The organism is Frankia nepalensis (genome assembly GCF_016786325.1).
Classification (GTDB): domain Bacteria; phylum Actinomycetota; class Actinomycetes; order Frankiales; family Frankiaceae; genus Pseudofrankia; species Pseudofrankia nepalensis.
The window spans coordinates 34,313-59,246 of sequence record NZ_JADWYU010000200.1 but is presented as its reverse complement, the minus strand read 5'-3'; the positions used below and the strand labels follow the sequence as shown (position 1 = coordinate 59,246).

The 24,934-nt window shown below is 75.0% G+C and carries 20 protein-coding genes; 11 read left to right on the top strand and 9 right to left on the bottom strand.

Annotated features, from left to right (window positions below; all coding sequences use genetic code 11):
• Positions 1 to 243 precede the first annotated feature (243 nt).
• The 4 genes from I6A81_RS31080 to I6A81_RS31065 all read left to right on the top strand — a co-directional run bounded on the left by I6A81_RS31080 (position 244) and on the right by I6A81_RS31065 (position 5,123).
• A complete protein-coding gene (locus tag I6A81_RS31080) occupies positions 244 to 1,416 on the top strand; it encodes an NAD(P)/FAD-dependent oxidoreductase (protein WP_203002587.1) in 1,173 nt (390 codons plus the stop codon).
• Positions 1,417 to 1,529: 113 nt separating this feature from the next.
• Complete coding sequence (locus tag I6A81_RS31075) at positions 1,530 to 2,723, top strand: allantoate amidohydrolase (RefSeq protein ID WP_203002611.1); 1,194 nt, start codon at positions 1,530 to 1,532, stop codon at positions 2,721 to 2,723.
• Positions 2,724 to 2,863: 140 nt separating this feature from the next.
• Positions 2,864 to 3,655: a 2-keto-4-pentenoate hydratase gene (locus I6A81_RS31070; RefSeq protein WP_307875028.1), complete on the top strand. Its 792-nt coding sequence runs from the start codon at positions 2,864 to 2,866 to the stop codon at positions 3,653 to 3,655.
• Positions 3,656 to 3,791: 136 nt separating this feature from the next.
• Positions 3,792 to 5,123 (top strand): MATE family efflux transporter, encoded by a 1,332-nt coding sequence (locus tag I6A81_RS31065; RefSeq protein WP_307875027.1) that lies wholly within the window; start codon positions 3,792 to 3,794, stop codon positions 5,121 to 5,123.
• Between the two features lie 108 nt (positions 5,124 to 5,231).
• On the opposite strand, the gene I6A81_RS31060 is transcribed toward I6A81_RS31065, so the two are convergent.
• A complete protein-coding gene (locus tag I6A81_RS31060; RefSeq protein ID WP_203002590.1) occupies positions 5,232 to 5,687 on the bottom strand; it encodes a nuclear transport factor 2 family protein in 456 nt (151 codons plus the stop codon).
• 197 nt (positions 5,688 to 5,884) lie between these two features.
• Here I6A81_RS31060 and I6A81_RS31055 point away from each other — a divergent pair, with 197 nt between their 5' ends.
• Positions 5,885 to 7,387, top strand: a complete 1,503-nt coding sequence (locus tag I6A81_RS31055; RefSeq protein WP_203002591.1) for an amidohydrolase family protein — start codon at positions 5,885 to 5,887, stop codon at positions 7,385 to 7,387.
• Positions 7,388 to 7,493: 106 nt separating this feature from the next.
• Here the strand turns inward: I6A81_RS31055 and I6A81_RS31050 are convergent, their stop codons facing one another.
• From I6A81_RS31050 to I6A81_RS31035, 4 genes are all read right to left on the bottom strand, one after another.
• Positions 7,494 to 8,054: a dihydrofolate reductase family protein gene (locus I6A81_RS31050; RefSeq protein WP_203002592.1), complete on the bottom strand. Its 561-nt coding sequence runs from the start codon at positions 8,052 to 8,054 to the stop codon at positions 7,494 to 7,496.
• Positions 8,055 to 8,202: 148 nt separating this feature from the next.
• Positions 8,203 to 9,165, bottom strand: coding sequence for a helix-turn-helix domain-containing protein (locus I6A81_RS31045; RefSeq protein WP_203002593.1), 963 nt, complete (start codon positions 9,163 to 9,165; stop codon positions 8,203 to 8,205).
• Between the two features lie 207 nt (positions 9,166 to 9,372).
• The gene (locus tag I6A81_RS31040) at positions 9,373 to 11,373 is read right to left on the bottom strand and encodes a molybdopterin-containing oxidoreductase family protein (RefSeq protein WP_203002594.1); all 2,001 of its coding nucleotides are present in this window, start codon (positions 11,371 to 11,373) and stop codon (positions 9,373 to 9,375) included.
• Positions 11,374 to 11,583: 210 nt separating this feature from the next.
• Positions 11,584 to 12,450: an SDR family NAD(P)-dependent oxidoreductase gene (locus I6A81_RS31035; protein WP_203002595.1), complete on the bottom strand. Its 867-nt coding sequence runs from the start codon at positions 12,448 to 12,450 to the stop codon at positions 11,584 to 11,586.
• Positions 12,451 to 12,968: 518 nt separating this feature from the next.
• Here I6A81_RS31035 and I6A81_RS31030 point away from each other — a divergent pair.
• The 3 genes from I6A81_RS31030 to I6A81_RS31020 are packed head-to-tail and all read left to right on the top strand — an operon-like array spanning position 12,969 to position 15,164.
• The gene (locus I6A81_RS31030) at positions 12,969 to 13,250 is read left to right on the top strand and encodes a type II toxin-antitoxin system TacA family antitoxin (RefSeq protein WP_307875026.1); all 282 of its coding nucleotides are present in this window, start codon (positions 12,969 to 12,971) and stop codon (positions 13,248 to 13,250) included.
• The gene (locus I6A81_RS31025) at positions 13,247 to 13,780 is read left to right on the top strand and encodes a GNAT family N-acetyltransferase (protein WP_203002596.1); all 534 of its coding nucleotides are present in this window, start codon (positions 13,247 to 13,249) and stop codon (positions 13,778 to 13,780) included. The genes I6A81_RS31030 and I6A81_RS31025 overlap by 4 nt, the downstream gene beginning before the upstream one ends.
• Positions 13,773 to 15,164: an MFS transporter gene (locus tag I6A81_RS31020; RefSeq protein ID WP_307875025.1), complete on the top strand. Its 1,392-nt coding sequence runs from the start codon at positions 13,773 to 13,775 to the stop codon at positions 15,162 to 15,164. Before I6A81_RS31025 ends, I6A81_RS31020 begins: the two co-directional genes overlap by 8 nt.
• Before the next feature lie 59 nt (positions 15,165 to 15,223).
• Here I6A81_RS31020 and I6A81_RS31015 read toward each other — a convergent pair whose 3' ends face one another.
• The gene (locus I6A81_RS31015; RefSeq protein ID WP_203002597.1) at positions 15,224 to 15,838 is read right to left on the bottom strand and encodes an O-methyltransferase; all 615 of its coding nucleotides are present in this window, start codon (positions 15,836 to 15,838) and stop codon (positions 15,224 to 15,226) included.
• A gap of 421 nt (positions 15,839 to 16,259) precedes the next feature.
• Here I6A81_RS31015 and I6A81_RS31010 point away from each other — a divergent pair, with 421 nt between their 5' ends.
• On the top strand, positions 16,260 to 17,249 hold the full coding sequence (locus I6A81_RS31010) for a hypothetical protein (RefSeq protein ID WP_203002598.1): 990 nt from the start codon (positions 16,260 to 16,262) through the stop codon (positions 17,247 to 17,249).
• Positions 17,250 to 17,283: 34 nt separating this feature from the next.
• On the opposite strand, the gene I6A81_RS31005 is transcribed toward I6A81_RS31010, so the two are convergent.
• The 3 genes from I6A81_RS31005 to I6A81_RS30990 are packed head-to-tail and all read right to left on the bottom strand — an operon-like array spanning position 17,284 to position 22,078.
• A complete protein-coding gene (locus tag I6A81_RS31005; RefSeq protein WP_203002599.1) occupies positions 17,284 to 18,870 on the bottom strand; it encodes a sensor histidine kinase in 1,587 nt (528 codons plus the stop codon).
• The gene (locus I6A81_RS44160; protein ID WP_238428931.1) at positions 18,867 to 19,880 is read right to left on the bottom strand and encodes a response regulator transcription factor; all 1,014 of its coding nucleotides are present in this window, start codon (positions 19,878 to 19,880) and stop codon (positions 18,867 to 18,869) included. Before I6A81_RS44160 ends, I6A81_RS31005 begins: the two co-directional genes overlap by 4 nt.
• Positions 19,877 to 22,078: a bis-aminopropyl spermidine synthase family protein gene (locus I6A81_RS30990; RefSeq protein WP_203002600.1), complete on the bottom strand. Its 2,202-nt coding sequence runs from the start codon at positions 22,076 to 22,078 to the stop codon at positions 19,877 to 19,879. The genes I6A81_RS44160 and I6A81_RS30990 overlap by 4 nt, the downstream gene beginning before the upstream one ends.
• A 285-nt stretch (positions 22,079 to 22,363) precedes the next feature.
• Here I6A81_RS30990 and hisD point away from each other — a divergent pair, with 285 nt between their 5' ends.
• A complete protein-coding gene (gene hisD, locus I6A81_RS30985; RefSeq protein WP_203002601.1) occupies positions 22,364 to 23,674 on the top strand; it encodes a histidinol dehydrogenase in 1,311 nt (436 codons plus the stop codon).
• A 79-nt stretch (positions 23,675 to 23,753) separates the two neighbouring features.
• Positions 23,754 to 24,932: a histidinol-phosphate transaminase gene (locus I6A81_RS30980; RefSeq protein ID WP_203002614.1), complete on the top strand. Its 1,179-nt coding sequence runs from the start codon at positions 23,754 to 23,756 to the stop codon at positions 24,930 to 24,932.
• Positions 24,933 to 24,934 lie beyond the last annotated feature (2 nt).

The window sequence follows — 24,934 nt, the reverse complement described above, 5'->3', positions numbered from 1 at the left end:
TCCGCGCCGCCGCGGCCGGTGGCTCCTGACAAGGACGGCGACGAGCGCAGGTGCGCCGTGGCGGACGATGGCTCGTCAGATGTCGAAAGATTCTAGGCAGACTTCCTACGGCTGTCGGAAGCCGGGCGCCCGCCGTCCGGCTAGCGTCTACAGCCGGACGGGCGGCGACGCCGAGGTCGCGGCGGCGCGGTCGCGCCGGCGGCCCGGGACGGACGAACGGCCGACCGGATCGAGGGATGCGTCGTGGCGGGACAACGGGTCGTCATCGTGGGTGGCGGGCTGCTCGGGCTGTCGATCGCGCGGGCGTTGACCGCCCGCGGCGTGGACGACGTGCTCGTGCTCGAGCGGGCCACGCTGGCCAGCGGCGGGACGGGCAAGTCGAGCGGCATCGTGCGCTGCCACTACGGCGTGCCCTCGATCGCGGCGATGTCGTGGCGCAGCCTGCCGACGTTCGAGGAGCTCGGCGACGTGGTCGGCTTCCGGCAGGTCGGCTACCTGGTGGGCGTCGGGGCGGAGAACTCCGCGCCGCTGCGCGCCAACACCGAGGTTCACCAGCGCCTCGGCATCGAGGTCGAGATGATCGACCATGACCGGGTGGCGGGGCTGTGGCCCTACCTGCGGGTCGATGACTTCGCCGCCTTCTCGTACGAGCCGCGCGGCGGGTACGCGGACGCCTCCCAGCTGGCGACGCACTTCGGCGCCCAGGCAAGGTCGGGTGGCGCGCGCATCCGGCAGAGCACCCCAGTGACCCGGGTGCTGACGGCCGGCGAGGCCGTGACCGGGGTGGAGCTCGCCGGGGGCGAGGTCGTCGAGGCGGACGTGGTCGTCGTGGCGACCGGTCTGTGGTCCGGCGAGCTGATGTCCGCTCTGCGGATCGACTTCCCGGTCCAGTCGCTGCGTTCGGAGCTGCTGGTGGTCGACGCCGGCGAGCCCCTGCGTGACCTGCCGGTGCTCTCGGACCTGGTCAGCCTGCAGTACGTGCGCGTCGAGGGCTCCGGCGAGCTGCTGGTCGGCAACAGTGACCACAGCGAGCCGAAGTTCGCCGACCCGGACAACTACTCGAACCAGGCCAGCGAGGCCGGACTCGAACGGGCCGGCGCCAAGGTGCTGCACCGGTTCGACAAGTTCCCGGAGGTCTCCGTGGCGCACACCTACGCCGGCTGTTACGACATCACCCCCGACTGGAACCCCGTGATCGCCCCGGTCGGCTTCGGCGGCCTCTACCTCGCCGCCGGCTTCAGCGGCCACGGTTTCAAGATCAGCCCGGCGGTGGGCACGCTGATGGCCGATCTCATCCTCGAGGGCGACAGCACCGACCCGGACATCCCGGCCGCGGACTTCCGGCTGGAGCGGTTCGCCGAGGGCCGCCCGCTTCTCAGCCGGCACCCGTACGCGGGCGCCGGCGAGATGCGCTGAGCTCGAGACATGCCGATCTTGAGACCTGCTGAGGTCGAAAAGCGGGTTCGAAAAGCGCCCGAGCCCGAAGAACACCGAGCTGATGAGCGTTCACAGCCCCTCGGAGGTCGATGATGTCGGTCGAGTCGGCGCTGGGCGACCTCGCCGCGGTAGGGCGGGCCGCGAGCAGCGGCGGCTACCGGCGCTTCGCGTGGACCCGCGAGGACGCCGAACTGCGCGCCTGGTTCCGCGGTGAGGCGGAGAAGCTGGGCCTGGAGGTCACCGAGGACCGGGTCGGCAACCAGTGGGCCTGGTGGGGCGACCCCGACGCCTCGGTCGCGGCGGGCCGCCCCGGAGTGGTCACGGGCTCGCACCTGGACTCGGTGCCGGACGGCGGCGGCTTCGACGGCCCACTGGGTGTGATCTCGGCGCTGCGCGCCGTCGAGACGCTGCGGGCGCAGCGATTCGCCCCCCGCCGCGCGATCGGCGTCGCGAACTTCGTCGACGAGGAGGGCGCCCGCTTCGGCGTCGCCTGCGCGGGCTCACGGGTCCTGACGGGGGCGCTCGCGCCCGCCCGCGCGCTCGCGCTCACCGACGCCGACGGGGTCAGCCTCGCCGAGGCACTCACCCGCGCCGGCCGCGACCCGCGCGAGATCGGCCGCGACGACGCCACACTGCGCCGGATCGGGACGTTCGTCGAGCTGCACATCGAGCAGGGCCGCCACCTGGTCGACACCGAGGCGCCGGTCGCGGTCGCCTCGTCGATCTGGCCGCACGGGCGATGGCGGTTCGACTTCGAGGGGGAGGCCAACCACGCGGGCACGACCAGGCTGGCCGACCGGAAGGACCCGTCGCTGGGGCTCGCCGCGCTGATCCTCGAGGCGCGCCGGGCGGCGACCCAGCTCGGCTGCGTCGCGACGGTCGGCAAGGTGCGGGTGCTGCCGAACGGGGTCAACGCGATCCCGTCGCTGGTGACCGGCTGGCTCGACGGCCGCGGGCCGGACGAGGACGCGGTGCGCCGGATGGTCCCGATGATCGCCGAGGCGGTGGGGACGAACGCGGTCGAGGAGTCGTTCACGCCGGACACCGCGTTCGACCCGGTGCTCGCCACCGAGCTGTCGGCGCTGCTCGGCGACGCGCCGGTCATCGGCACCGGCGCGGGGCACGACGCCGGCATCCTCGCGACACATGGCATCCGGTCGGCCATGCTCTTCGTGCGCAACCCCACCGGCGTCTCGCACTCGCCGGCCGAGCACGCCGAGCCGGCCGACTGCGAGGCGGGCGCGGCGGCGCTCGCCACCGTCCTGCGCTCGCTCGCCGGCGGCTAGCGGCCGCCGGGGGCTCCCGGGCGACGGGCGGACCGGCGGCTCCCGGGCGACGGGCGGAGAGGCGCGACGGGCCGATCGGTATGACGGGCCAAGAGGCGCGACGGGCCAAAAGGTACGACGGGCGGAGAGGCAGGCGGAGCGTGACCGGCTGGACCGTCGAACGAGCCGCCGAGGAACTGCTGCGGGCGGAGGAGGCCCGCGCCGACCGCGGGCGGCTGACCGACGAGTGGCCCGAGCTGGATCTCGCGACGGCCTACCGCGTGCAGGACGAGGCCCTGCGCCGCCGGCTCGCGCGCGGCGAGCGCCTGGTCGGCGTCAAGCTCGGCCTCACGTCGCGCGCGAAGCAGCGCCGCATGGGGATCGACTCGCCGCTCACCGCCTGGCTGACCGACGCGATGGCGCTCCCGGCCGGCGCGGCCGTCCCCCAGGGCAGGCTGATCCATCCGCGCGTCGAGCCGGAGATCGTCTTCGTGCTGGGGGAGCGGCTCGCCGGGCCGGGCGTGAGCGCCGCCCGGGCGCTCGCGGCGGTGGAGCACGTGTGCGCGGGCGCCGAGGTCATCGACTCGCGCTTCCGCGACTTCAGCTTCGCGCTGCCCGACGTCGTGGCCGACAACGCCTCGTCGGCGGCGTTCGTGCTCGGCGCCACGCGGCTGCCGCCGGGCGGGCTGGACCTCGCGGCCGAGGCGGTCACGGTCGAGGTCGACGGGGCGGTCGTGCACACCGGGACCGGGGCCGACGTGCAGGGGCATCCGGCCGAGGCGCTGGCGCTCGCGGCGAACAGCCTGGCCGGCCGTGGGCTCGCGATCGAGCCCGGCCAGGTCGTGCTGACCGGTGGCCTGACCGATGCCGTCTTCGCCCCGCCCGGCGCCCGCGTCACCCTGCGGTTCGCGAACCTCGGCTCGATCGAGCTCGACGGCGGCGTCACCGCCTGAGGGAGCGCGCCGGCTCCGGCTCGCTCCACGGCCGCCCGGCGGGTGGCCGTGGAGCGAGCGGCGCGGGCGGCATGGGGCGGCGTGACGACCGCCACGGCCTGTTCGGCGACGGCCCGCGGTGCCGGAGGATTGCCGGGTGACGCGTCCGGATCGGCGGCTGGATCGGGAGATCGTCGGGCTGGCGGTGCCGGCGTTGGGCGCGCTGGTGGCCGAGCCGTTGTTCCTGCTGGCCGACACCGCGATGGTCGGGCATCTCGGCACCACCGCGCTGGCCGGGCTCAGCCTCGCGTCGTCGGTGCTGCAGACGGCGATCGGCCTCATGGTGTTCCTGGCGTACGCGACCACCCCGGCGGTCGCCCGGTTACGCGGCGCGGGCGACGAGCGGGGCGCCGTGACCGCGGGGGTCGACGGGCTGTGGCTCGCGGCGGCGCTGGGGGTGGCGCTCGCGCTCGCGGGCTGGTGGACGACACCAGCCCTGGTCGGCGTGTTCGGGGCCGAGGAGACCGTGGCGGACCAGGCGTCCCGCTATCTGTCGATCTCGATGGCGGGCCTGCCGGCGATGCTGCTGGTCTTCGCCGCGGCCGGCCTGCTGCGCGGCCTGCACGACACCCGCACCCCGCTCGTCGTCGCGGCGGCGGGTTTCGCGGCGAACGCGGCGCTGAACGGGGCGCTCGTCTACGGTGCCGGCTGGGGCATCGCGGGCTCGGCGGCCGGCACCGTCCTCGCCCAGTGGGGCATGGTGGGCGCCTACCTGTGGGTGATCACACGTCACGCCCGCCGGGTCGGGGCGAGCGGCCGGCCGCGGCGGGTCGGCATCCTGAGCGGCGCGCGGGCCGGCTCCTGGCTGTTCCTGCGCACGCTGAGCCTGCGGGTGGCGCTGCTGCTGGTCACCTACGTGGCCGCCGCCCTGGGCTCGGACGAACTGGCCGCGCTTCAGATCGGGATGACCCTGTTCGCGACGGCCGCGTTCGCGCTCGACGCCCTCGCGATCGCCGCCCAGGTGCTCGTGGGCGCCCGGCTCGGCGCCGGCGACGTGGCCGCCGCGCGCGTGGTGCTGCGCCGCTGTGTCGCCTGGGGCGTCGCCGGCGGGGTCGTCGTCGGGGCCGTGTTCGCCGCGCTGGCCTGGGTGATCGGGCCCGCCTTCACCAGCGCGGAGGAGGTCGCCGGCCTGGTCACCCCCGCCGTGCTGGTGCTCGCCGTCACGGCACCGCTCGCGGGCCTGGTCTTCGTGCTCGACGGCGTGCTCATCGGCGCCGGCGACAACCGCTATCTCGCCTGGACCGGACTGATCAATCTCGCGGCGTTCGCGGTGCTCGCCGGCGCCGTCCTGCTCTGGGCGCCGGGCGGCCGGGCGGGCGTGGGCTACCTGATGGGCGCGTTCGCGGGCGGCTTCCTCGCCGCCCGGGCCGTGACCCTGTCGCTGCGGGTCCGCGGGTCCGGCTGGCTGGTCGTCGGCGCCGAGCGCTGAGGCGGTCGGCTCAAGGTCGCCCAGGGGCGACCCAGACCTCCCAGATCGGCTCCGCCGATCCGGCAGGACGCCGGTCGGGGCGCTGAGCGCCCCGAGTGAGATACCCGCTCAGGCGGGGGTGGCGTCGCGCAGCGGGGCCTGCCAGTCCGGGGTGACGTTGGAGTTCAGCATCCGGACCAGGTGGAAGGCGCGCCGGCTGATCCGCCAGCCGTCGGCGGTCCGTAGGAGGACATCGTCGTAGCTGCCGATCACGTCGATCCAGGCGTTCGGATCGTCCGGGCGGACCATCAGGACGGCGTGCACGTAGGAGCGGGCCGTCGCCCGGTCACCGGCGACGTCGATGACGAAGTTCGACAGCTGGTGGCGGGTGTCGCCCATGTCCCGGTGGGCCGTGGTCATGTACTCGGTGATGGCGTCGACGCCGGAGAAGCGCAGCCCGTAGTCGGCCTCGACGTCCTCGGTCCAACAGGTCCGGAACAGCTCCCAGTCCCGCCGGTCGATGCCCGTCGAGTATCGGGTCAGCACCTCGCTGATCTGGGCCTGGTCTTCCCGTAAGTCGGTCACCGTCCACCCTCCTGCTCAGGCCTGGCCATTTCGGGTCGAGCCCTCACGTTCCCCGCCCACCTCGCCGATCGCAAGCGATCCGGCGTCGGCGTGCCGGCGTGCTTGCGAGCGGGACGATCGGGCCGGCGCGCCGGGATGGGCGGCCAGCCGAGCCTCCGCACCGGCGGAAGGCGGCGGCGGTGAGGGAAAATCGTCCGGTGACCTATGCGACGGCGCGGCCGGGCCAGCTGCCACCGCGGGAGGAGGTGCTGGTCCGAGCGGCGTGGGTGCTCACGGTCGGGCCCGCGGGCGATCTCGCGTACGGCGCCGTGCACGTGCGCGACGGCGAGATCGTCGCGGTCGGGCCGTATCCGGAGCTGCGGGCCGACCTGCCGGACGTGCCGGTCGTCGGGGACGGCACGGGGCTGCTGATCCCGGGCTTCGTCAACGCGCACACCCACCTGTCGGAGGCGCTGACCACCGGGATGGGCTCGGAGCTGACGCTCTTCGAATGGGGCGAGCGGATCGTGGGTCCGCTCGGGTCCGTGCTGACCATCGAGGACGCGTGCGAGGGAACCCGGCTGCGGGCCGTCGAACTGCTGCTCACCGGCGTCACGACCGTCAACGACATGTTCGTCCATTCCAACCCGGACGAGTTCGCGAGCCTCGGCGTGGTCGACGGGCTGGTCTCGGCCGGGCTGCGCGGCGTGGTCTCGTTCGGCGCCGAGGACGCGGCCGTCCCCGGCGCCCCCTGGGCGGGCGCCGCGCGGATCCTGGCCGAGCAGGACGAGCTGGCGGTCGCGGTGACCGCGGCGGCCGCCTCCGGCGCGCCGATCGGCTTCCGGTACGGCGTCGGCACCCTGCTCGGGCAGAGCGACGAACTGCTGGAGGCGGGCGTCGACGCCTGCCGGTCGCACGGCTGGGCGGTGCACACCCACCTGGCGGAGGTCCGCGAGGAACTGGTCACCGCCAGCGCCCGGTGGGGCCGGCGGACCATCCCCCATGCCCTGGGCCTGGGCATGTTCGACCGGCCGCTCATCGCCGGTCACGGGGTCTGGGTGACCGAGTCCGACATCGACATCCTGGCGAGCCACGACGTGGCGATCGCGCACAACCCGGTCGCGAACATGATCCTCGGCTCCGGGGTCTGCCCGGTGCCCCGGCTGCGCGCCGCCGGGCTCGCCGTCGGGATCGGCACCGACGGCGCGGCCTCCAACGACAGCCAGGACATGCTGCAGGCCGTCAAGATGGCGGCGCTGCTGGCGAAGGTGCACGCGCTCGACCCGTCGGTGCTCGACGCGGCCACCGTGCTGCGGATGGCGACCCTGGACGGCGCCCGGGCACTCGGCCTGGACCACCTGGTCGGCAGCCTGGAGCCGGGCAAGCGGGCCGACCTGGTGCTGCTGCAGGACTCGGTCTGCGTCTCGGTGCTGCACGACCCGTGCGGTCAGCTGGTCTACGGCGCCTCCCCCCGCGCGGTGCGCGACGTCTGGGTCGACGGCCGCCGCCTGGTCGCCGACCACGCCTGCGTCGTGATCGACGAACGGGAGCAGGTCGAGCGCGCCCGCCCGCTCGCGAGCCGCCTCGCCTACGCCTCCGGCCTCGCCGACGCCGGCATCTCCCGGCTGCGCCCGCCCGGCCGCTCGGCCGGGCGGCGAGTCGACGACGTCGCGACGGACGCCGTGGCGCCGGATGCCGGCGAACGATCCGCTCCGAGCTAGTGCGTTTCGCTCATGTCGCCGGCCCGGCCACGTCGGCCCGTTAAAGATCGCCTGGCTGATCACCCGGTCCCAGCCGTCCACGGGCGGCCGCGAGCAACGCGGGCGGTCAGGAGCTCGGGGTGCGTGGGCCGACGACGTCGTAGCGGGCGCAGGCGAAGGCCCGGTTCTGGGCGAGCTCGACCAGGCGCAGGTCCAGCTTGCGGGGAAGCAGGGGAGCGCCCGTGCCGAGCGTGACCGGGGCGAACGAGACGATGACGTCGTCGAGCAGGCCCGCGTCGACGAACTGGCCGGCGAGGTCGCCGCCGCCGACCACCCAGATGTCGAGGTCGCCGGCGACCGCCGCCGCGGCGGCGTGCACCGGTCGGACGTCGCCGCTCGCGAACCGGATGTCCGCCCCCTCGACCCGGGCCAGCTCGCGCTCGCGGGAGGTCATCACCCACGACGGCTGCTTGTAGTCCCAGCTCCCGCCCTTGGCGATGTGGTTGTCGAGCAGCCACTGGTAGGTCGACGATCCCATCACGAGCGCCCCGACCCGTCCCATGAACTCGTCGTGGCTCATCGGGCCCTTCGGGTCGATGTCCTGGGTCACCAGCCAGTCGAGCGAGTGGTGCTCGTCCGCGATGAAACCGTCGAGGCTCGTCGCCGTGTAGTAGGTCGTGCGGCTCATCGGCCCTCAGCTCCCGTCGTCTCGGCCTCTTCGCCCGCCGCCGTGGCGGCTGTCGTGGCGGACGTCGTGCCGTGTGTCATGTCGTGTGTCGTGTCACGCGTCGTCATGTCGTGTCACGCGTCGTCATGTCGTGTCATGTGTCGTCATGTCATGTCGTGTCACGCGTCGCCGTGTCATGCGTCGCCTCGTCCGCGGCCTCGCCGCGCACGGCGCGCAGCCACATGATCGGGTCGCCGTCGTCGACCTCGCGCCCCACCTCGCGCAGCAGGTGACGCACCAGCTGGCGGCGGTGCGCGGCGTAGGTGAGCACGTGCGCGACGACGCCGCTCAGCACGAAGCTCTCCGGCGGGTCACACAGCGCGTCGATCAGCCGGTCGTTCCAGGCGCCGCGGGCCTCGATGTCGCGCACGACGGCCAGCCATCGGCCGGCGGTGGCGTCGTGGCGTTCCAGCAGCCTGGCCGGGCCGTTGTTCTCGTCTCGCGGTGGCAGGTCGAGACCCTCGATCGACGCCAGCCAGACCTCCTTGGTCCAGATGTGGTGCTCCAGCACCGCGGCGATCGACCTCTCGGGGCCCTCCCAGGACGTCACAGCGGGGAACGGGAGCCGCTCGGCGCGGAAGTCGGCCTCGGGAAGGCCCTTGGCGATCTCGAGGAGGGCTCGGGTGTCGTCCAGGTCGTGGCTGACCAGCTGTTCGGTGAGCGGGTTCATCACGTGCTCCGTTGAGTGCACCCACAGCGACATCGGTGGGTGGTAGTGGATGCCGTTGGGCGCCGGCAGCCAGTGGCCGCGCGCCGGCGTGCTCGGCGGATGGCCGAACGCGCGGGTGTAGGCCCGGGTGAAGCCCTCGACGGACTCATAGCCGGCGGCCCACGCGGCGTCGGTGACCGTCGACCCCTGGCGCAGCTGCCAGGCCGCGCGTTCGAGCATCACCCGCCGGCGCATCGCCACCGGCGGCTCGCCCACGGTCCGCGACAGCAGCCGGCTGAAGTGGAACGGTGAGGCGAACGCGCCGGCCGCCATCTCGCCGAGCGACCGCGTGACCCCGTCGTCGGCCCCGGCGAGCGCCGCGTCGAGCAGTTCGCGCAGCCGGTCACGTCCAGACGCCGTCATGCGCCCAGTGTGTCCGCGCCCGCCCAGCCCGTGCCTGACCGATCTTGCGCGGATCCGCGGGACGGCGGCGGCGCGGCGGCGCGGCCGCTGGCGATGCCCGCGTCCGAGATGCCCGCGTCCGAGATGCCCGCGTCCGAGATGCCCGCGTCCGAGATGCCCGCGTCCGAGATGCCCGCGTCCGGGGCGACCCGGGACGCGGGCCGTGTCCTACGCCGGGTGCACGGTGACCGGGAGGCCGGAGTAGTGCGCCATGCCGGTGACCAGGTCCAGGTCGTCCTTGTCGGTGAGGCGGTTGACGTTCGCGGTCTGGTGGCCGTGCGGCACGGAGACCGCCCCGCGGCGGATCTCCGGGTCGACCCGGGTGACGCCGGTCAGTTCGCCGCGTGCGCCGCGCACGATCAGCGGCTGGCCGTCGACGAGGCCGGCCGCGGCCGCGTCGTCGGGGTGCACGAGGACCTCGGCGGTCGCGCCCAGGAAGTCGAACTGGGAGTTCAGGTGGCGCTTCTGCCGGCGGGGCACGAACACCAGCGGCGCCGGCTCCGTCAGCGCGGCCAACTGGTCGATGAGGAGCCGGGGCGCGAGCCGCCAGCCGCCGAGGCGGTCGACGTGGCGCTCGACCCAGGGAGCCGGCAGCTCCCGGCCGGCCTCGACCCAGCCCTCGGCGACGAGGTCCTCGAAGGGGCGCCGGCCGCGGCGCGCGATCGCGGCGAGCATCGCCTCGTCGGTGGCGTCCTTGCCCGTGGTGTCCGCGAGCTCGTGGCCGAGGCGGCGGGCGAGTTCCGCGAGCACCCACCAGGTGGAGCGCCGGTCGCCGACGGGGTCGACCACCGCCGGCGCGTACTGCGCGGCGACCCGCGGGAGCAGGGCGTCCCACAGCGTCACGTCGGCCCGCTCGAGCTGGTCCTTCGTCGGCAGGACGTGGGTCGACAGCGCGGTCGTCTCGTTCTCGATGATCTCGATCGTGGCGAGCACGTCGAGCTTCTTCAGCGCCGGCACCAGGGTCTCGGTGTCCGGGAAGGCCGTGACGAGGTGACCGCCCAGGTTCAGCACGGCACGGATGTTGCCGGCCTCGATCTCGTCCGCGAGCACAGCGCAGGGCCACTCGTTCAGGAAGGAATGCGTCTCCGGGCGGCTGCGCGGTCCTGGCCCGAACGAGCCGTCCGCCGGCGAGATCGGCAGCTCGAAGGACTCGAGCCGGTTCCCGAACCCGGGGTGGAACCAGGCGCCGCCGGGCTGGTTCAGCGAACCGGTCACGATCATCAGGACCCAGGCCAGCCACTGGGTGACGTTGGCGCTGGCGGCCATCGTGACGCCGGTGCCGGTCTCGACCGCGACCCGCCCGGCGCGGCGCACCGCGGCGAGCAGCCGGGCGAGGTCCTCCTCCGCCACGTCGGTCACCGCCGCCGTGTGTTCCAGGGTGAACGGCTCGACCGCGGCGGCCAGCACGTCCGCGTCGACCGCGCGGTGCTCCAGGATGTCGTGGCGGGCGCCGTCGCGCAGCACCTCGCGGACCAGGTAGGCGAGCACGGCGTGGTCGGTGCCGGGGCGCGGCGCCAGGTGGCCGGTGGCCAGCCGCGCCGTCTCCGTGCGCCGGGGGTCGAGGACCCAGAGCTCGCCGCGGGCGGCGATCGCCTTGAGCGTCCCGACGGGGCTGGGCATCGCGACGGTGTGTCCGTGGGAGACGACCGGGTTGCTGCCGACGAACAGGACGAACGTCGCCGCGTCGTAGTCGGGACGGGGGGCGAGCGCGGGCGAGCCGCCGACCAGGTCGGAGATCAGCACCTTCGCGGTGCCGTCGATCGTCAGGGGGCTGAACTTTGCCGGGGTGCCGATGGCGGCATGCAGCCGCTGCGCCATCCGGTAGCCGGCGGCGTCCATGCCGACCCCGCTGCCGAAGAAGATCCCGACCGCTTGCGGCCCGTGCTCGTCGATGATCGCGCGTACCCGGGTTCCGAGGTCGTCCAGGCATTCCGCCCAGGTGGTCGGCGTGAGCTCGGCGCCGGACCGGACGAGCGGCCGTTCTAACCGGCGGGGGTGATGGTGCATCCCAGGCAGCCCACGGCCCTTGGCACAGGTGTAGCCGCCGGAGAGCGGATGGTCGCGGTCGCCGCGGACCCGGATCACCTGGTCGCCAGCGGTCTCGACCAGGATGCCGCACACCGAGGTGCAGACTCGGCAGAAGCTGCGCACCGTCTTGCTCGCGGTCATTCGGCCTCCCGTGCTCCGGGACCCAGCCCGCCCATGCCTGGGCCTCCGCCATCCGCCATCGCGGGCCGGCACGCCCGCCCTGTCGCGGCGCAAAACGTACCCTCGCCGCCCGGCGGCGCACAATCGGTTCCGGCCCGCGGGCCGGGCCGGGCCGAGCCGCAGGTGGCGGGGCCGCGGCGGGTGGCCGGCCGGCCGGTCCGACGGCGGCGGTCAGCCCTGGGGCGGGTTGCGCAGACGGGAGTGCGGGATCTCGTGAGGCTGCCAGCCGGCGAACTTCCGGGAGCCGTCGAGGACGCGGACCGGCCGGCCGAGCTCGACCAGCAGCGAGAGGCTGTAGGCGACCCTGCCGGTGATCGCGCCGGGGTCGCAGGTCGCGAGTACGAGCGCCGCCTCGGCCATGGTCTCGACGGGCTCGGACACCGCGTCCGGGAAGGGCCAGTTGTCGCGCACCTTAACCGCCGCGTCCGGTGCCAGCACGTTGACGGCGATGCCCTCGCCGTAGGTCTCGGCGGCGAGCGAGGTGGTGAACCGGTGTAGCGCCGCCTTCGAGCTGCCGTACAGCGAGCCCTGCCTGTTGGGCAGCGTGTCGCGGTAGGGCGGGCCGAGCGGGTGCTCGGCGGCGGCGCTGCCGACGTTGACGATCCAGCCGCGGCGGCGTTGGCGCATGCCGGGCAGCGCTTGGCGGCACAGCTCCCACGGCGAGCGCAGGTTCACCTCGAAGACCGTGTCGATCCGCGGGTCCGTGATGTCCAGGAACGGCATGTATCCGCCCATGCCGGCGTTGTTGACCAGGATGTCGAGCGGCCCGAGCCGTTCCTCGACGCGGGCGACCAGGCCCTCGCGGCCGCCGTCGGGACGGGACAGGTCGGCGGCGAACGCCACGGCCTTGCCGCCGGCCTCCTCGATCCGGGCGATCACCCCGGCCAGCGAGCCAGGGTCGTCGCGATCGCCGTCGTGGACGGTCCGCGCGGTCAGCGCGACGGCGGCGCCCTCGGCCGCGAGCCGGATCGCGATGGCCGCTCCGATTCCTCGGCTGGCTCCCGTGACCAGGGCGACCCGGCCCTCGGTGGCACCCACGCGTCCTCCTCCACACCTTCCGCCGCCCAGGCGGGCCGCCCGACGGCCCGGCGCCGACAATGGCTCGGAACGCGCAGATGAAGCCCAGATTGCGGCATCGCGTCGGGCACGTTAGCACGCGCTAACTGGTGTTCGTCCAGCCCGAGAGACCGGTCCCACGCCTAAAAGGCCGGTCATCTCGGCGACTGAATGCGCAGGTCCCAGTACCTGATTACGGTAGGTAATTACTGGTCGGCTGACGTGGTGTCAGTTATCGGGAGAGCGAGTTCGCCGCGCCGTTCGCGGCGGGCGCCCCGCGACGCCGACGCCCACGCTCTGCCCCGCCCCGGTGGCCAGCGCCACGTACCCGTCCCGTCGGAACGCGCGACCGTCCCCCCGCGGCGCGCCCAGGCGGTGACCCGGCTCGCGGGGCGGACTGAATCACCGGTCCGCTGTCGCGGGCAAGCGTTTACCGAAGTGAGCAATGGTTCATTCGGGTCCGTGCGGACCCCGAGACCCGACCAGGCAGACTGACGGGCGTGGGTGCGACCGACGAGGGCGAACAGGTCACGGTGCGGCTGGCGGGGGAGACGGCGGAGCTGGTCCGCTCGGCCGCCGAGAGCCTGGGAGCGACGCTGGAGGACTTCGCCGTCGAGGCGATGAGGCGCTATGCCGCCGACACACTGGCCGACCGGCGGCTGTTCGGCGCCACCGACGAGGCATGGCGGGAACTGACCGCGCTGCTCGGCGGGCCGGCTCCGGACGAGGCGCCCCGGCTACACGAACTGCTCGAGGACGGGCCGGACGAGGAAGGCCGATGAGCCCCCGGCCGGCGGCGGCGCCCGCCCGGCTCGCCGAGGAGCACGACACCCGCGGCTTCCGCAGCGGGGACGACAGGCTCGACGGCTGGCTGCGCCATCGCGCCCTCGAGCAGCACGAGGAGGGCGTGACGACGTTCGTCCTCTCCGACGGCGGACGCGTCGTCGGCTACTACTGCCTCACCCGCGGCGCGGTCGAGCACACCCGGGCCGCCCCGCCGCGCTGGCGCGCCCGCCGCGCGGCGCTCGCGCCGTCGGACCCGATCCCGGCGCTGCTGGTCGGCCGGCTCGCGGTGGACGAGACGGTCCAGGGCGCCGGCGTCGGCGCCCGGCTGCTGCGCGACGCGGTCATGCGGGCGGCGACGGTCTACCGGACGGCCGGCCTGCCCCTCCTGCTCGCCCACGCGCCGTCCCCCGCGGCCAGGGGCTTCTACCGGCACTTCGGGTTCACCTCCACGCGGCTCGACCCGTATCTCGTCGCCCTGGCGCTTCGGCACGCGACGGCGGGGCCGGGGCCGGGCCCTGGTGGCTGAGCCGGTCACCGGCTCGGCATCGACCGCCTCCGGTTCGGGATCCCGGCCGCGCCGGCTCGCCCGGACGTTCACCGCCGACCTGCGGCCCCTGCGCACGTCCCCGGCGTTTCGCCGGTTCTGGATCGGCGAGGCGGTCAGCGCGACCGGCACCCAGGTCGTCGTCACCACGGTGCTGCTGCAGGTCTACACCGAAACCCACTCGAACTTCGCGGTCGGCGCGGTCGGCGCGGTCACCTTCGCCTCGCTGGTGGTCTTCGGCATGGTCGGCGGCATGATCGCCGACGCGGCCGACCGGCGGGTGCTCGCGCTGCTGACCGCCGGCGGGATGATGCTCACCTCGGCGGCACTCACCCTGCAGGCGCTGCTCGACGCGCCGATGTGGGTGCTGTTCGGCCTGATCGGGTTACAGACGTCGCTTTCCGCGCTGGACGCCCCAATCCGGCGGACGTTCGCCGCCCGGCTGCTGCCCACGGACATGATGCCCGCGGTCGGCGCCCTCGAGGGCTTCTCGATGACGGTGGCGCTCACGGGCGGGCCGCTGCTCGCCGGCCTGCTCGTCTCCACGGCCGGCTTCACGGAGGCCTACGCCGTCGACATGGTGTCCTACCTCGGCCTGCTGTACGCGACCTGGCGGCTGCCGTCGCTGCTGCCCGAGGGCGGCGGCACCCGGGCCGGCCTGCGCAGCATCCTGGACGGCTTCAGGCTGCTGCGGGAACGGCCGGTGCTGCTGATGACCTTCCTCGTCGACCTGGACGCCATGATCTTCGGTATGCCGCGGGTGTTGTTCGCCTCGCTCGCGGTCACCCAGTTCCACGGCGGCCCGCGCACCACCGGGCTGCTCTACGCGGCCCTGTCCATCGGCGGAACACTGGTCGCGGCCACCGGCGGCTGGATGTCGCGGGTGCGCCGGCAGGGTCTGGTGGTGGCGGTGGCCATCGGGGTCTGGGGCGCGGCCGTCGCGTCGTTCGGGCTGGCCCAGTCGCTGTGGCTGGCCCTCGCGCTGCTGGTCATCGCCGGCGCCGCCGACACCGTCTCCGCCGTACTGCGGATCACGATCCAGCAGGTGTCCGCGCCGGACGCGGTGCGCGGCCGGATCGCCGGGCTGTTCATGGTCACGGTGACCGCCGGGCCGAGCCTCGGCGACCTCGGCCACGGGGTCCTCGCCGGGTTCACCTCGCCGGGGCTCGCGGCCTTCGTCGGCGGCGTCGCCTGCCTGCTGGGCCTGGGCGGGCTGCTCCTGGCCGTGCCGTCCTTCGTGCGCTACGACGGCCTTGCTCCTGCTCCCGCGCCGGACGCCGAGGCGGGTCCGCGGGCCGCCACGCCGGCGGATGGAGAGCCCGTGGCGCTGGTGGCGCGGGACCAGGCCGCCGACGGGCCGGCCTGACGGCCGCCGCGGCCAGACCGGCCTTCGCCAGGCCGGCCGGTCTGGCCGCGAAGGGTGCCCTAGGGCAGTCTGCGGGCGATCGTGAGGCCGTCGGCCAGCGGGAGCATCACCGACTCGACCCGCGGGTCGTCGGCGAGGTGGTCGTTGAAACGGCGGACGGCGGACACGCTCGGGTCGGTGTTGTGCTCCTCGACGACGGCGCCGTACTGGAAGACGTTGTCCACGAGGATCAGGCCGCCGGGCAGCATCCGTGGGACCAGCTGCTCGTAGTAGGTGATGTAGGACGTCTTGTCGGCGTCGAGGAACGCCAGCCCGAACGTCGGCTCCACCGGCAGCGCGGCCAGGGTCTGGGCCGCGGGGCCGAGCCGCAGCTCGACACGGTCGTCGACGCCGGCCTTCGCCCAGTATTCCCGGGCGATGGACGTCCACTCGTCGTTGATGTCCAGGCACAGCAGCTGGCCGCCCGGAGGCAGGGCGCGGGCGATGCACAGCGACGAGTAGCCGGTGAACGTGCCGATCTCGATGGCGCGTCGAGGGGCGACGGCCGCGGTGAGGACGGACAGGAAGGTGCCCTGTTCGGTGGGGACCTGCATCTCGGCGGCCCATCCCAGCGCCGCGGTCCGCCGCGCCAGCTCCTGGCGGACCGGGTCGGGCGGGGAGGTGTGACTGCGCATATACCGCAGGATTTCGTCGTCAAGAAAAGCCGACTTTGTTTCCGACCGGAGGAAGCCGGGGAGGTTTCTCCGCACCACCGCGGCCTGTTTCGTCGTGACGTCACGAAGTCTCTGCGCCTGACGTACGTTCACGATGACTCCAGGGTTCGTCCGTGGACCTGCGCCGAACCTAGCCCCGTCATGGCCGGGTGAACGTCACACGGCGAGACGAGCTCGGCAAGAACTGGTAAAGATCAGTTCCTCGCCGTGGGCTGGTCGGCCGGGGCCCGGCGCCAGGGGCCGCCGGACGGGAGCGGCTGGTCGGTCGACGTGCTTCGGCGCGCTGGCCGCGCACGACTCACATCCTCCGACGACGAGGCTCCAGGCACGCGGCCCGTGGCCGCCGCCGGGAGGTGACTCGGGAGAAACGAGGTTGTCGTCAATGGCGAATCTGGGCGGTCGCGGTACCGCGACCCACGCCGGCCCCAATGCCGCGGGCAATATAGACCGCGGCCTCAGGAAGCACGATATCGGAATCATCGGGTCGGGTGTCCTCGGCCTCGTCGCGAGCTTTCTGCCGTGGTTCGGCGTCAAGTACCGCGGGTACGACAGCTACGGACAGCTCTACACGTGGCACGACAATGTGAACGCCTGGTACTCCGGCGCGCTGGCCTGGTTGCCGGTCGTGCTGCTGCTCGTCTGCGCCGGGCTCGCCGCGGCGCACCTGATGGGCAAGGGCAGGGCGAGCGGTCTCGGCAGCCCGGGGGCGTCGACGGCGATCGCGACGCTGAGCGCCGTGTCGCTGTTGCTGATCGTGCTCCGGTGGATCACGCTGCCGCACTATCACGGCAGCAGCGCCGGCTTCCCCGGCCTCTCGTCCGGTGCGCGGGCCGGGCTGATCCTGGGCCTGATCGCGGCGATCGCGGCGACCTTCTTCGCGCTGCGCCGGCTCAAGGCGAGTGGCGGGCACGGCCTGATGGGCGGCCGTGACGGGGCCCTGACGGGCTACTCGGGCCGCGGCACGGACCGTTCGCGCGAGCTCGACCGCGAGCGCGAGTACGCGGGCCGGGACACGATGGGCCGGGACACGCGCGACACGATGGGCCGGGACGCGATGGGCCGCGAGTCCATGGGCCATGACATGACGGGCCGCCGGGACACGATGGGCCACGAGGCGGCGGGCCGCGAGTCCACGATGGGCCGGGAGCCGACCGCGGGCCGGGAGCCGACGTCGGGCCGGGAGCCGACGGCGGGCCGGGAGCCCACGACGGGCCGGGAGACGACCGGCCGTGGGCCCACCGGCCGCGACTTCTCCGGTCCTGGCGACGAGCGTGACTACCCCACGGAACGCCGCTACGACCGCGGCGAGCCTGGCCGCGCCGATGACGACCCCGGGGAGGGGTTCGTCGATCGCGACCGCTGGGACCGGTGACCGGTCCGGTCCACCCGGTGTGGCGAGGCCCCGGTCAGGGGGTCGCGCCGCGAGCCAGCCCCTGGCCGGCGGCCGGCGCGGGCGCCCGCTGCCCGCGGCCGGTCCCGCCGGCCGGACCGGGTGCTCCCGGGGGCGCGGCCGGCAGGTCGAGCGCTACCAGGAGACCACCCGACTCCGCCTCGTCGAGGGTGACCTGACCGCCGTCGGCCACGACGAGGGCGTGCACGACGGCGAGTCCCAGCCCGTGCCCGCGCCGGTCCGCCCGGACGGGCCGGGCCGCGGTGCCCTGGCGGAATCGCTCGAACGCGACCGCGCGGGCCGCCGCCGTCATCCCGGGCCCGTCGTCCGCGACCGTCAGCCGGATCAGCCCGGCCGCCGCCGCGGCCACGTCCCGGGATGACCCGCGCGCGCCCGCCCGGCCGGCCGAGCCCGGGGCGGTCGCGGGCTCGAGCACCTCGAGAGCCGCGAGGACCGGCGCCTCGCCGGCGCGAGGACGGGCACGGACCACGACCCGCCCGCCCCGCGGGGCGGCCTCGAGCGCGTTCGAGAGCAGGTTGTCGAGGACCTGCTCCAGATGGCCAGCGGTGAGCAGGGCGTCGGCCGGGTCCTCGACGTCGGTGTCCAGCGCGACGCCGGCGGCCCTGGCGACGGGCCGCCAGGCCGCGGCGCGCTCCTCGACCACCCGGCCGACGCGCACCGGCGCCCTGGCGGGCGAGGCGCCCGGGGCCTGCGCGCGCGCCATCGCGAGCAGGCCGTCGACCATCCGGGACAGCCGGTGCACCTCGGCGAGCGTGCCGCCGACCTCGGCCGCCTGATCGGCGGCCACATCCTGGGCGAGCAGCTCCAGGCGCAGCCGCATCGCGGTCAGCGGGGTGCGGAGCTGGTGGGACACGTCGGCGAGGAAGGCCCGCTGACCGCCGACCAGCTCCTCGATCCGGGCCGCCATCGCGTCGAAGGTCGTCGCGAGCTCGCGCACCTCCGCCGGGCCCCCGGCGGCGTCGGCGCGGGTCGACAGCTGCCCGTCGCCGAACTCGGCCGCGGCTCGCTCCAGCCCGCGCAGCGGCCGTCCCACCCAGCGGGCGAGCAGCACCGACAGCGCCAGGGCGATGAGGCTCGCCAGCCCCGAACCCACGGCCAGCCGGATCCAGCGTTCCTGGATCTCGGCCCGGGTCGCGGCGTCCGACCGCCCGACCGCGAGGATCGCGACCAGCCCGTTGGCGTTGGACACGGGGGTGACGACGACGAGCCGGTGGCCGTTCTCGGCGGCCGGCTCCAGCACGAGCCGCTGCTCGCGGGCCGCCGCCAACTGGTCGGCCGTCAGCTCTATCGGCCAGCCCGACGAACCGACGAACGATCCGTCCGGCAGGTAGAGGGCGAGATCGTCATCGGGTTGGATCCGCTCGGGATGCGCGTCGTCGCGCACGGACGTCGGCAGCTGGGGCGCGCCGGCGGACAGGCGCCGCCACTTGACCTCGGCGGCATACGCCTCGACGGCGGACGTCGTGCGCAGCGTGAGCAGGGTGCGGTCGTGCCGGGCGGCCTCGAGGCCGAGGGGGATGCACACACAGGTCACCAGCAGCGCCGTGAGCAGCAGCTGGACGGCGAGGATCCGCCTGGTCATGGCCGTCCCACCGCCGGCCCGGCCGCCGGGCCCGCCGGGTCGGCCAGCCGGAAGCCGACCCCGTAGACGGTCTCGATCATCTCCGGGCCGCCCAGCTTGCGGCGCAGCGACCCGACGTGGACGTCGAGGACCTTGGTGGAGCCGAACCACGGGCCCCACACGGCCTGGAAGATCTCCCGCCGGGTGCGCACCCGGCCGGCATCGGCGGCGAGGAACGCGAGCAGGTCGAACTCCCGCGCGGTCAGCGTCACCGGCCGCCCGGCCAGCTCGACCCGTCGGGTCCGTCGATCCACGACCAGCTCCCCGTACCGGACCAGGTCGGCGCTGACGGCGCCCTCGCCGATCTGGCCCGCTTCGCCGATCTGGCCCGCTTCGTCGATCTGGCCCGCTTCGTCGATCTGGCCCGCTTCGCCGGCCGTGGCGGCGCGGTCGGCCGGCGTGGCTGGGATGCCGGTGGCCGGGATGCCCGTGGCGGGGGTGTCGGACGCCGGGGTGTCGGGCGCCGGGGTGACGGAGGCGCCGTTCGGCTCGGAGCCGCGGGCCGGGCCGGCCACGGCCGTGGCGCGGGCCCAGCGCCGCCGGACGGCGCGGATGCGGGCGAGCAGCTCGGCGAAGCCGAACGGCTTGACCAGGTAGTCGTCCCCGCCGAGGTCGAGCGCCTCGACCCGGTCCGCCTCGTCGGCCCTGGCCGTCACCACGATCACCGGGATGTCGGCGACCGCGCGGATCCGCCGGCAGACCTCCGTGCCGTCCAGGTCGGGCAGGCCGAGGTCGAGCAGCACCAGGTCGGGTGGCTGCCGGCCGCCGACCGCCTCGAGCGCGTCGGCGCCGGTGGCCACGCGGGTGGCCGCGTAGCCCGCCCGCAGGAGCCCACGTACCAGCTGCGTGCCGACCGCGTCGTCATCCTCGACGACGAGCACCGCGGCCCCGCCCGGCTCCAGTGCGCCCGCCGGTCGGGCGGCGCCCAGGTCCCGGGAGCCGGGCGCGGGCGGGGCGGCGTCCTTGGTCATGCCCGTCCCCCGGCCGCGGTGCCGGCATCGCCGCCGGCCGCGTCCGCGGGGCTGGCCTCGGCGCCGGCCCTGATGCCGGCCCTGGCGTCGTCACCGATCTCGCGGAGCGCCTCGGGCCACCACGTCCACTCGGCGGCGTCGATCAGGCTGGCCAGGGTCGTCCTGGGCAGGTCGACCAGGCGGGCCTGAAGATACCCGCGCGGATCCGGCGGCTCCCGCCGCGACAGCGCGTTCTCGATGACCGCCCGAGCGTCCCGCTTCCCCAGCGTCGTCGCGTGCTCCTCGCGGAAATGCGCGATGAGAGCCTCCCGCCACACGTTGCCGATCCGGCCGTGCGCGCGGTCGAGCAGCGACCGCAGCGGCCGGTCGGTCGGGTTGTCGGACCCCGCCAGGTCGAACGAGGCGAAGGGGAGGACCCACAGCCGGCCGCCGGCGGACTGGCCGACGGGCCTGGGTGGCAGCGCCGTCCACTTCGGGCCGGTCGCCCCGACGGGCAGGTGGCCCGCCGGGCCAAGGGACCCCGCGCCCGGGCCGCTCCAGCCCGCCCGGCGCGGGGTGCCGGGCACCGCGGCCGCCATGGCCGGATGGTCGGCGCGGACGACGGCGGCGAGGGCGTCCGCGTTGACGGCCAGCAGCAGCCGAGGTAGCCAGCCGCCGGGGTCGTCGGTCAGGTCGGCGGCGACCGCGACCGGCCGGCGGGCCCTGGCCGCCGGCGGCAGCCCCTGCGCCAGGACCGTCGCGAGGCGAACGTGCGTCACGGGCCAGGCGGCGCGCGCCGCGGTGCCACCGCCGGCGAGGCCGGCGGGAACCGCGTCCCCGACGAACACCAGCTGGCCTGTCGCGGCCGGCGCGTCCGTGGCCGCGGCCGGTGCCGTGGCCGGGCGAGCCGCCGCCACCGTCGCTGTCGCCGTCGCGAGGGGACGGGCGGCGCCGACCGCCGCGTCGCGCAGCGCCCGCGCGGCGGGCTCGGTCATTTCCTTCGCGACGCTCTCCAGGGACGAGCGGCCGTGGGTGTAGATGGCCAGGTCGGCGGCCAGCGGCCCCGTGGATCGCTCCAGATGGCGCCAGGTGTGAGTGGTCGGGCGGCAGACGTAGTGATCGGCCCGGGCACCGACCGCCTCGGCGCCGTCATAGGCATGGAAGGCCGGCAGCATCGCCTCGATCACGAACCCGGCGTCGAGCAGGGCTCGCTGGGTCTTCCAGCCGAGCGTCGGCGTCCGGGCGGAGAACCCGTACGCCAGCAGTACTCGGCCACGTTCGCGGTCGCGCAGCCCCTCGGCGCCCCGGGCGCAGAACAGCGCCACCCCCTCCGGGGTGTACGGCGGGTCGGTGAACGCGATGTCGGCGCCGCCGGCCACCGCCGGCGGCAACCCGAACCGCAGGTCGGCGAAGTAGGGGTGGACCGCCAGCCCGCGAGCCCTGGCCTGGGCGTCGAGGAAGTCGAGCAGGTCGTCGTCGACGTCGACGACCGTGACCCGCAGGCCGGGAATGACGGCGGCGGCGGCCAGCGACGTCAGGTCGTGGTCGCCGACGCAGAGCACGTGGCGGCCCGCCAGGTCGTAGGTCGCCGCGAGCCACAGCGCCCGGCGCGCCGCCGTCTCGGCCGTGGCCGCGACGTGGTCGAGGTCGGCGCGCGGCCGGGGGGCGGCCGCGATCAGCTCACGCATCGTCGCCACCAGGTCGGCGCGCGCGGCCAGCTGCCCGGCCAGCGGGTCCGCCGAGGCGGCGACCGCGAGCCCGCCGGAGTCGACCAGGGCGCGGTAGCCGGCGGCCCGGTCAGGACGGATCCGCGGCCCGACGACCGGATCGTCCACCACGTCGTCGCCGAGCGCCGCGAGCACCTCCTCGACGGTCCGCCGGGGCAGCCCCGCGGCTCGCGTCAGCCGCCCCACCGCCCGGCCGTCCAACACGGCGCCGTCCGACACCGCGCTGTCCGACACCGCGCTGTCCGACACCGCGCCGTCCGACACGGCGCCTTTCGGCGCGGCGGCGCCCGAGCCGGAGGCCACCGCGACCGGCTCCGCCAGCCGGGCCACCAGCGCGCGCAGCGGCCGCGCGTACGCGCCGTGCGCCGCCAGCAGTTCGGCCAGCTGGCTCTGGCCCGGGGTCGTCGCGGGGCCAGCCCCGGCGCCCGGTGCCGCCGGGTCGGCGCCGGCCTTCGGCTCGTCGGGCGGGCGCTGGCCGTGGCCGGGAGTCACCGTTCCAGCGTGCCATCCCCTGGTGGCGCGGTGAGCGCGGGCCGTCGCGGCTCGCGCGGCCGCCCCACCGGGCGCCGTCGGCGCCGGGAGGGAGAAAACCGGCGTGTCCTGGCAAAAATGATGGAAAGGCAAGAAAACCGGCGCGTCCCGGCGGGTGGGCGGAAAGCTGCGTCCGGCCGCTGGTGAGGCGCGGCTCGGCGGGGTGACGCGGCGGCAGAGGTCACTGTGTGATACGGCGGGGGCGAGAACCGCGTTTCACGCACGCCGGCCGATACCCTCGTGTGCGTGTGGAGAAGGCTGGACCTACGCGGCGTGGCCGCGCGTGTGAACGAGCTGTCACCGGCCGAGATCCGCCGGCGGCTGCCGCGGGCCGCGACGGACGTCGACGTCGCGCTCGACGTGGTCCGGCCGATCTGTGACGACGTCCGCGACCGCGGCGACGCCGCCGTGCTGGACGCGACCGAGCGGTTTGACGGGGTCCGCCCCGCCGCGCTGCGGGTGCCCGCCGCCGCCCTGGCGGCGGCTCTCGACGCGCTCGACCCGGCGGTGGCCGACGCGCTCACCGAGGCGATCCGGCGTGCCCGGCTCGTCCACCGCGCCCAGCTGCGCGAGCCGGTGACGGTCGAGGTCGCGCCGGGCACCACCGTCACCGAGCGCTGGGTGCCGGTCGAGCGGGTCGGGCTGTACGTGCCGGGCGGGCGGGTCGCCTACCCGAGCAGCGTGGTGATGAACGTGGTGCCCGCCCAGGAGGCCGGCGTCGGCTCGCTCGCCGTCGTCTCCCCGCCGTGGCGCGGTGGCGACGGCCTGCCGCACCCGGTCGTGCTGGCCGCCTGCCAGCTGCTCGGCGTCGACGAGGTCTACGCCGCCGGCGGCGCGCAGGCCGTGGCGATGCTCGCGCACGGCACCGAGAGCTGCCCGGCGGTCGACGTGATCACCGGACCGGGCAACGTGTACGTCGCCGCGGCGAAGCGGCTGCTGCGCGGGCTCGTCGGGATCGACGCCGAGGCCGGGCCCACCGAGATCGCGATCCTCGCGGACCACACGGCCGACCCCGCGTTCGTCGCCGCCGACCTGATCGCCCAGGCCGAGCACGACCCGATGGCGGCCTGCCTGCTGGTCACCACGTCGGCCGAGCTCGCCGACGCGGTCGAGGTGGAGCTGGGCAAGCGGGTGCCGGTCACCCGCCACCGCGAACGCGTCGAGGAGTCGCTGTCCGGCCAGGGCGCGGTCGCGCTCGTCGACGACCTCGACGCCGGGCTGCGGGTGGTCGACGCCTGGGCGGCCGAGCACCTGCAGATCCAGACCGAGAACGCCGCCGCCGTCGCCGCCCGGGTGCGCCACGCCGGCGCCGTGTTCGTCGGCTCGTACGCGCCCGTACCGCTCGGCGACTACCTCGCGGGCTCCAACCACGTCCTGCCCACCGGCGGGACCGCCCGTCATTCCAGCGGGCTGGCGGTGGCCGCGTTCCAGCGCCAGGTGCACGTCGTCGAGTGCACCAGGGAGGCGCTCGCCGCGATCGCGCCGCGGATCGCGGCGCTCGGCGCCGCCGAGGACCTGCTTGCCCACGTCGACGCGGTGGAGGTGCGTTCTCGATGACGAGACCCGTGACAGGCGCCGGGGACCCGTCGGCGGTGGCCCGGTGAACCAGCCGTCCAGGCCGCACGCCGGCCGTCTCCTGGCGCGGGCCGACGCGCGGCAGCCGGCCGCCGACCGGCCGTGGCGGCCGGCGACCCTCGACGACCTGCCGTTGCGGGACGACCTGCGGGGCCGCTCGCCCTACGGCGCTCCGCAGCTGGAGGTGCCGGTCCGGCTGAACACCAACGAGAACCCCTACGGGCCGTCGGCCGAGCTGGTGGACGCGCTCGGCAAGGCGGCGACGCTCGCCGCGACCGAGGCCAACCGCTACCCGGAGCGCGAGGCCGAGGCGTTGCGCGCGGACCTCGCCTACTACCTGACCCCGGACGCCGGCTTCGGCCTGCACACCAGCCAGGTCTGGGCGGCGAACGGCTCCAACGAGGTGCTCCAGCAGCTGCTGCAGGCGTTCGGCGGACCCGGCCGGCGCGCGCTCGGCTTCGAGCCGTCGTACTCGATGCACCGGCTGATCTCGCTGGCCACCGCGACCGAGTGGGTGGCCGAGGACCGGGCCGCCGACTACACGATCGACCCGGTGGCCGCGGCGGACGCGGTCCGCCGGCACCGCCCGTCGCTGGTGTTCCTGTGCTCGCCGAACAACCCGAGCGCGACGGCGCTGCCCCTGGACGTCGTCAAGGCGGTCTGCGCGGCGGCCGAGGAGATCGGCGGCTGCATGGTCCTCGTGGACGAGGCGTACGCCGAGTTCCGCCGCGCCGGGGTGCCGAGCGCGCTCACGCTGCTGCCCGAGCAGCCGCGCCTGGTCGTCACCAGGACGATGAGCAAGGCGTTCGCGCTCGCCGGCGCCCGGGTCGGCTACCTGGCCGCCCACCCGGCGGTCGTCGACGCGCTGCAGCTCGTCCGGCTGCCCTACCACCTGTCGTCGTTCACCCAGGCGGTGGCGCGTACCGCGCTCGCGTACGCCGACGAGCTGCTGGGCACGGTGGAGGCGGTCAAGGCCCAGCGTGACCGGATGGTCGACGAGCTGCCCGCCCTCGGCGCGCGGGTGGTGCCGTCGGACGCGAACTTCGTGCTGTTCGGCCTGTTCAGCGACCAGCGAGCGGTCTGGCGCGGGCTGCTCGACGCCGGCGTGCTCGTGCGTGACCTGTCCCTGCCGGGCTGGCTGCGGGTCACCGCCGGCCTGCCGAACGAGACCGAGGCCTTCCTCGGCGCGCTGCGCGGAGTGCTCACGGAGAACCCGTCGCTGCTGGCGGGAGCGGAGTAGGA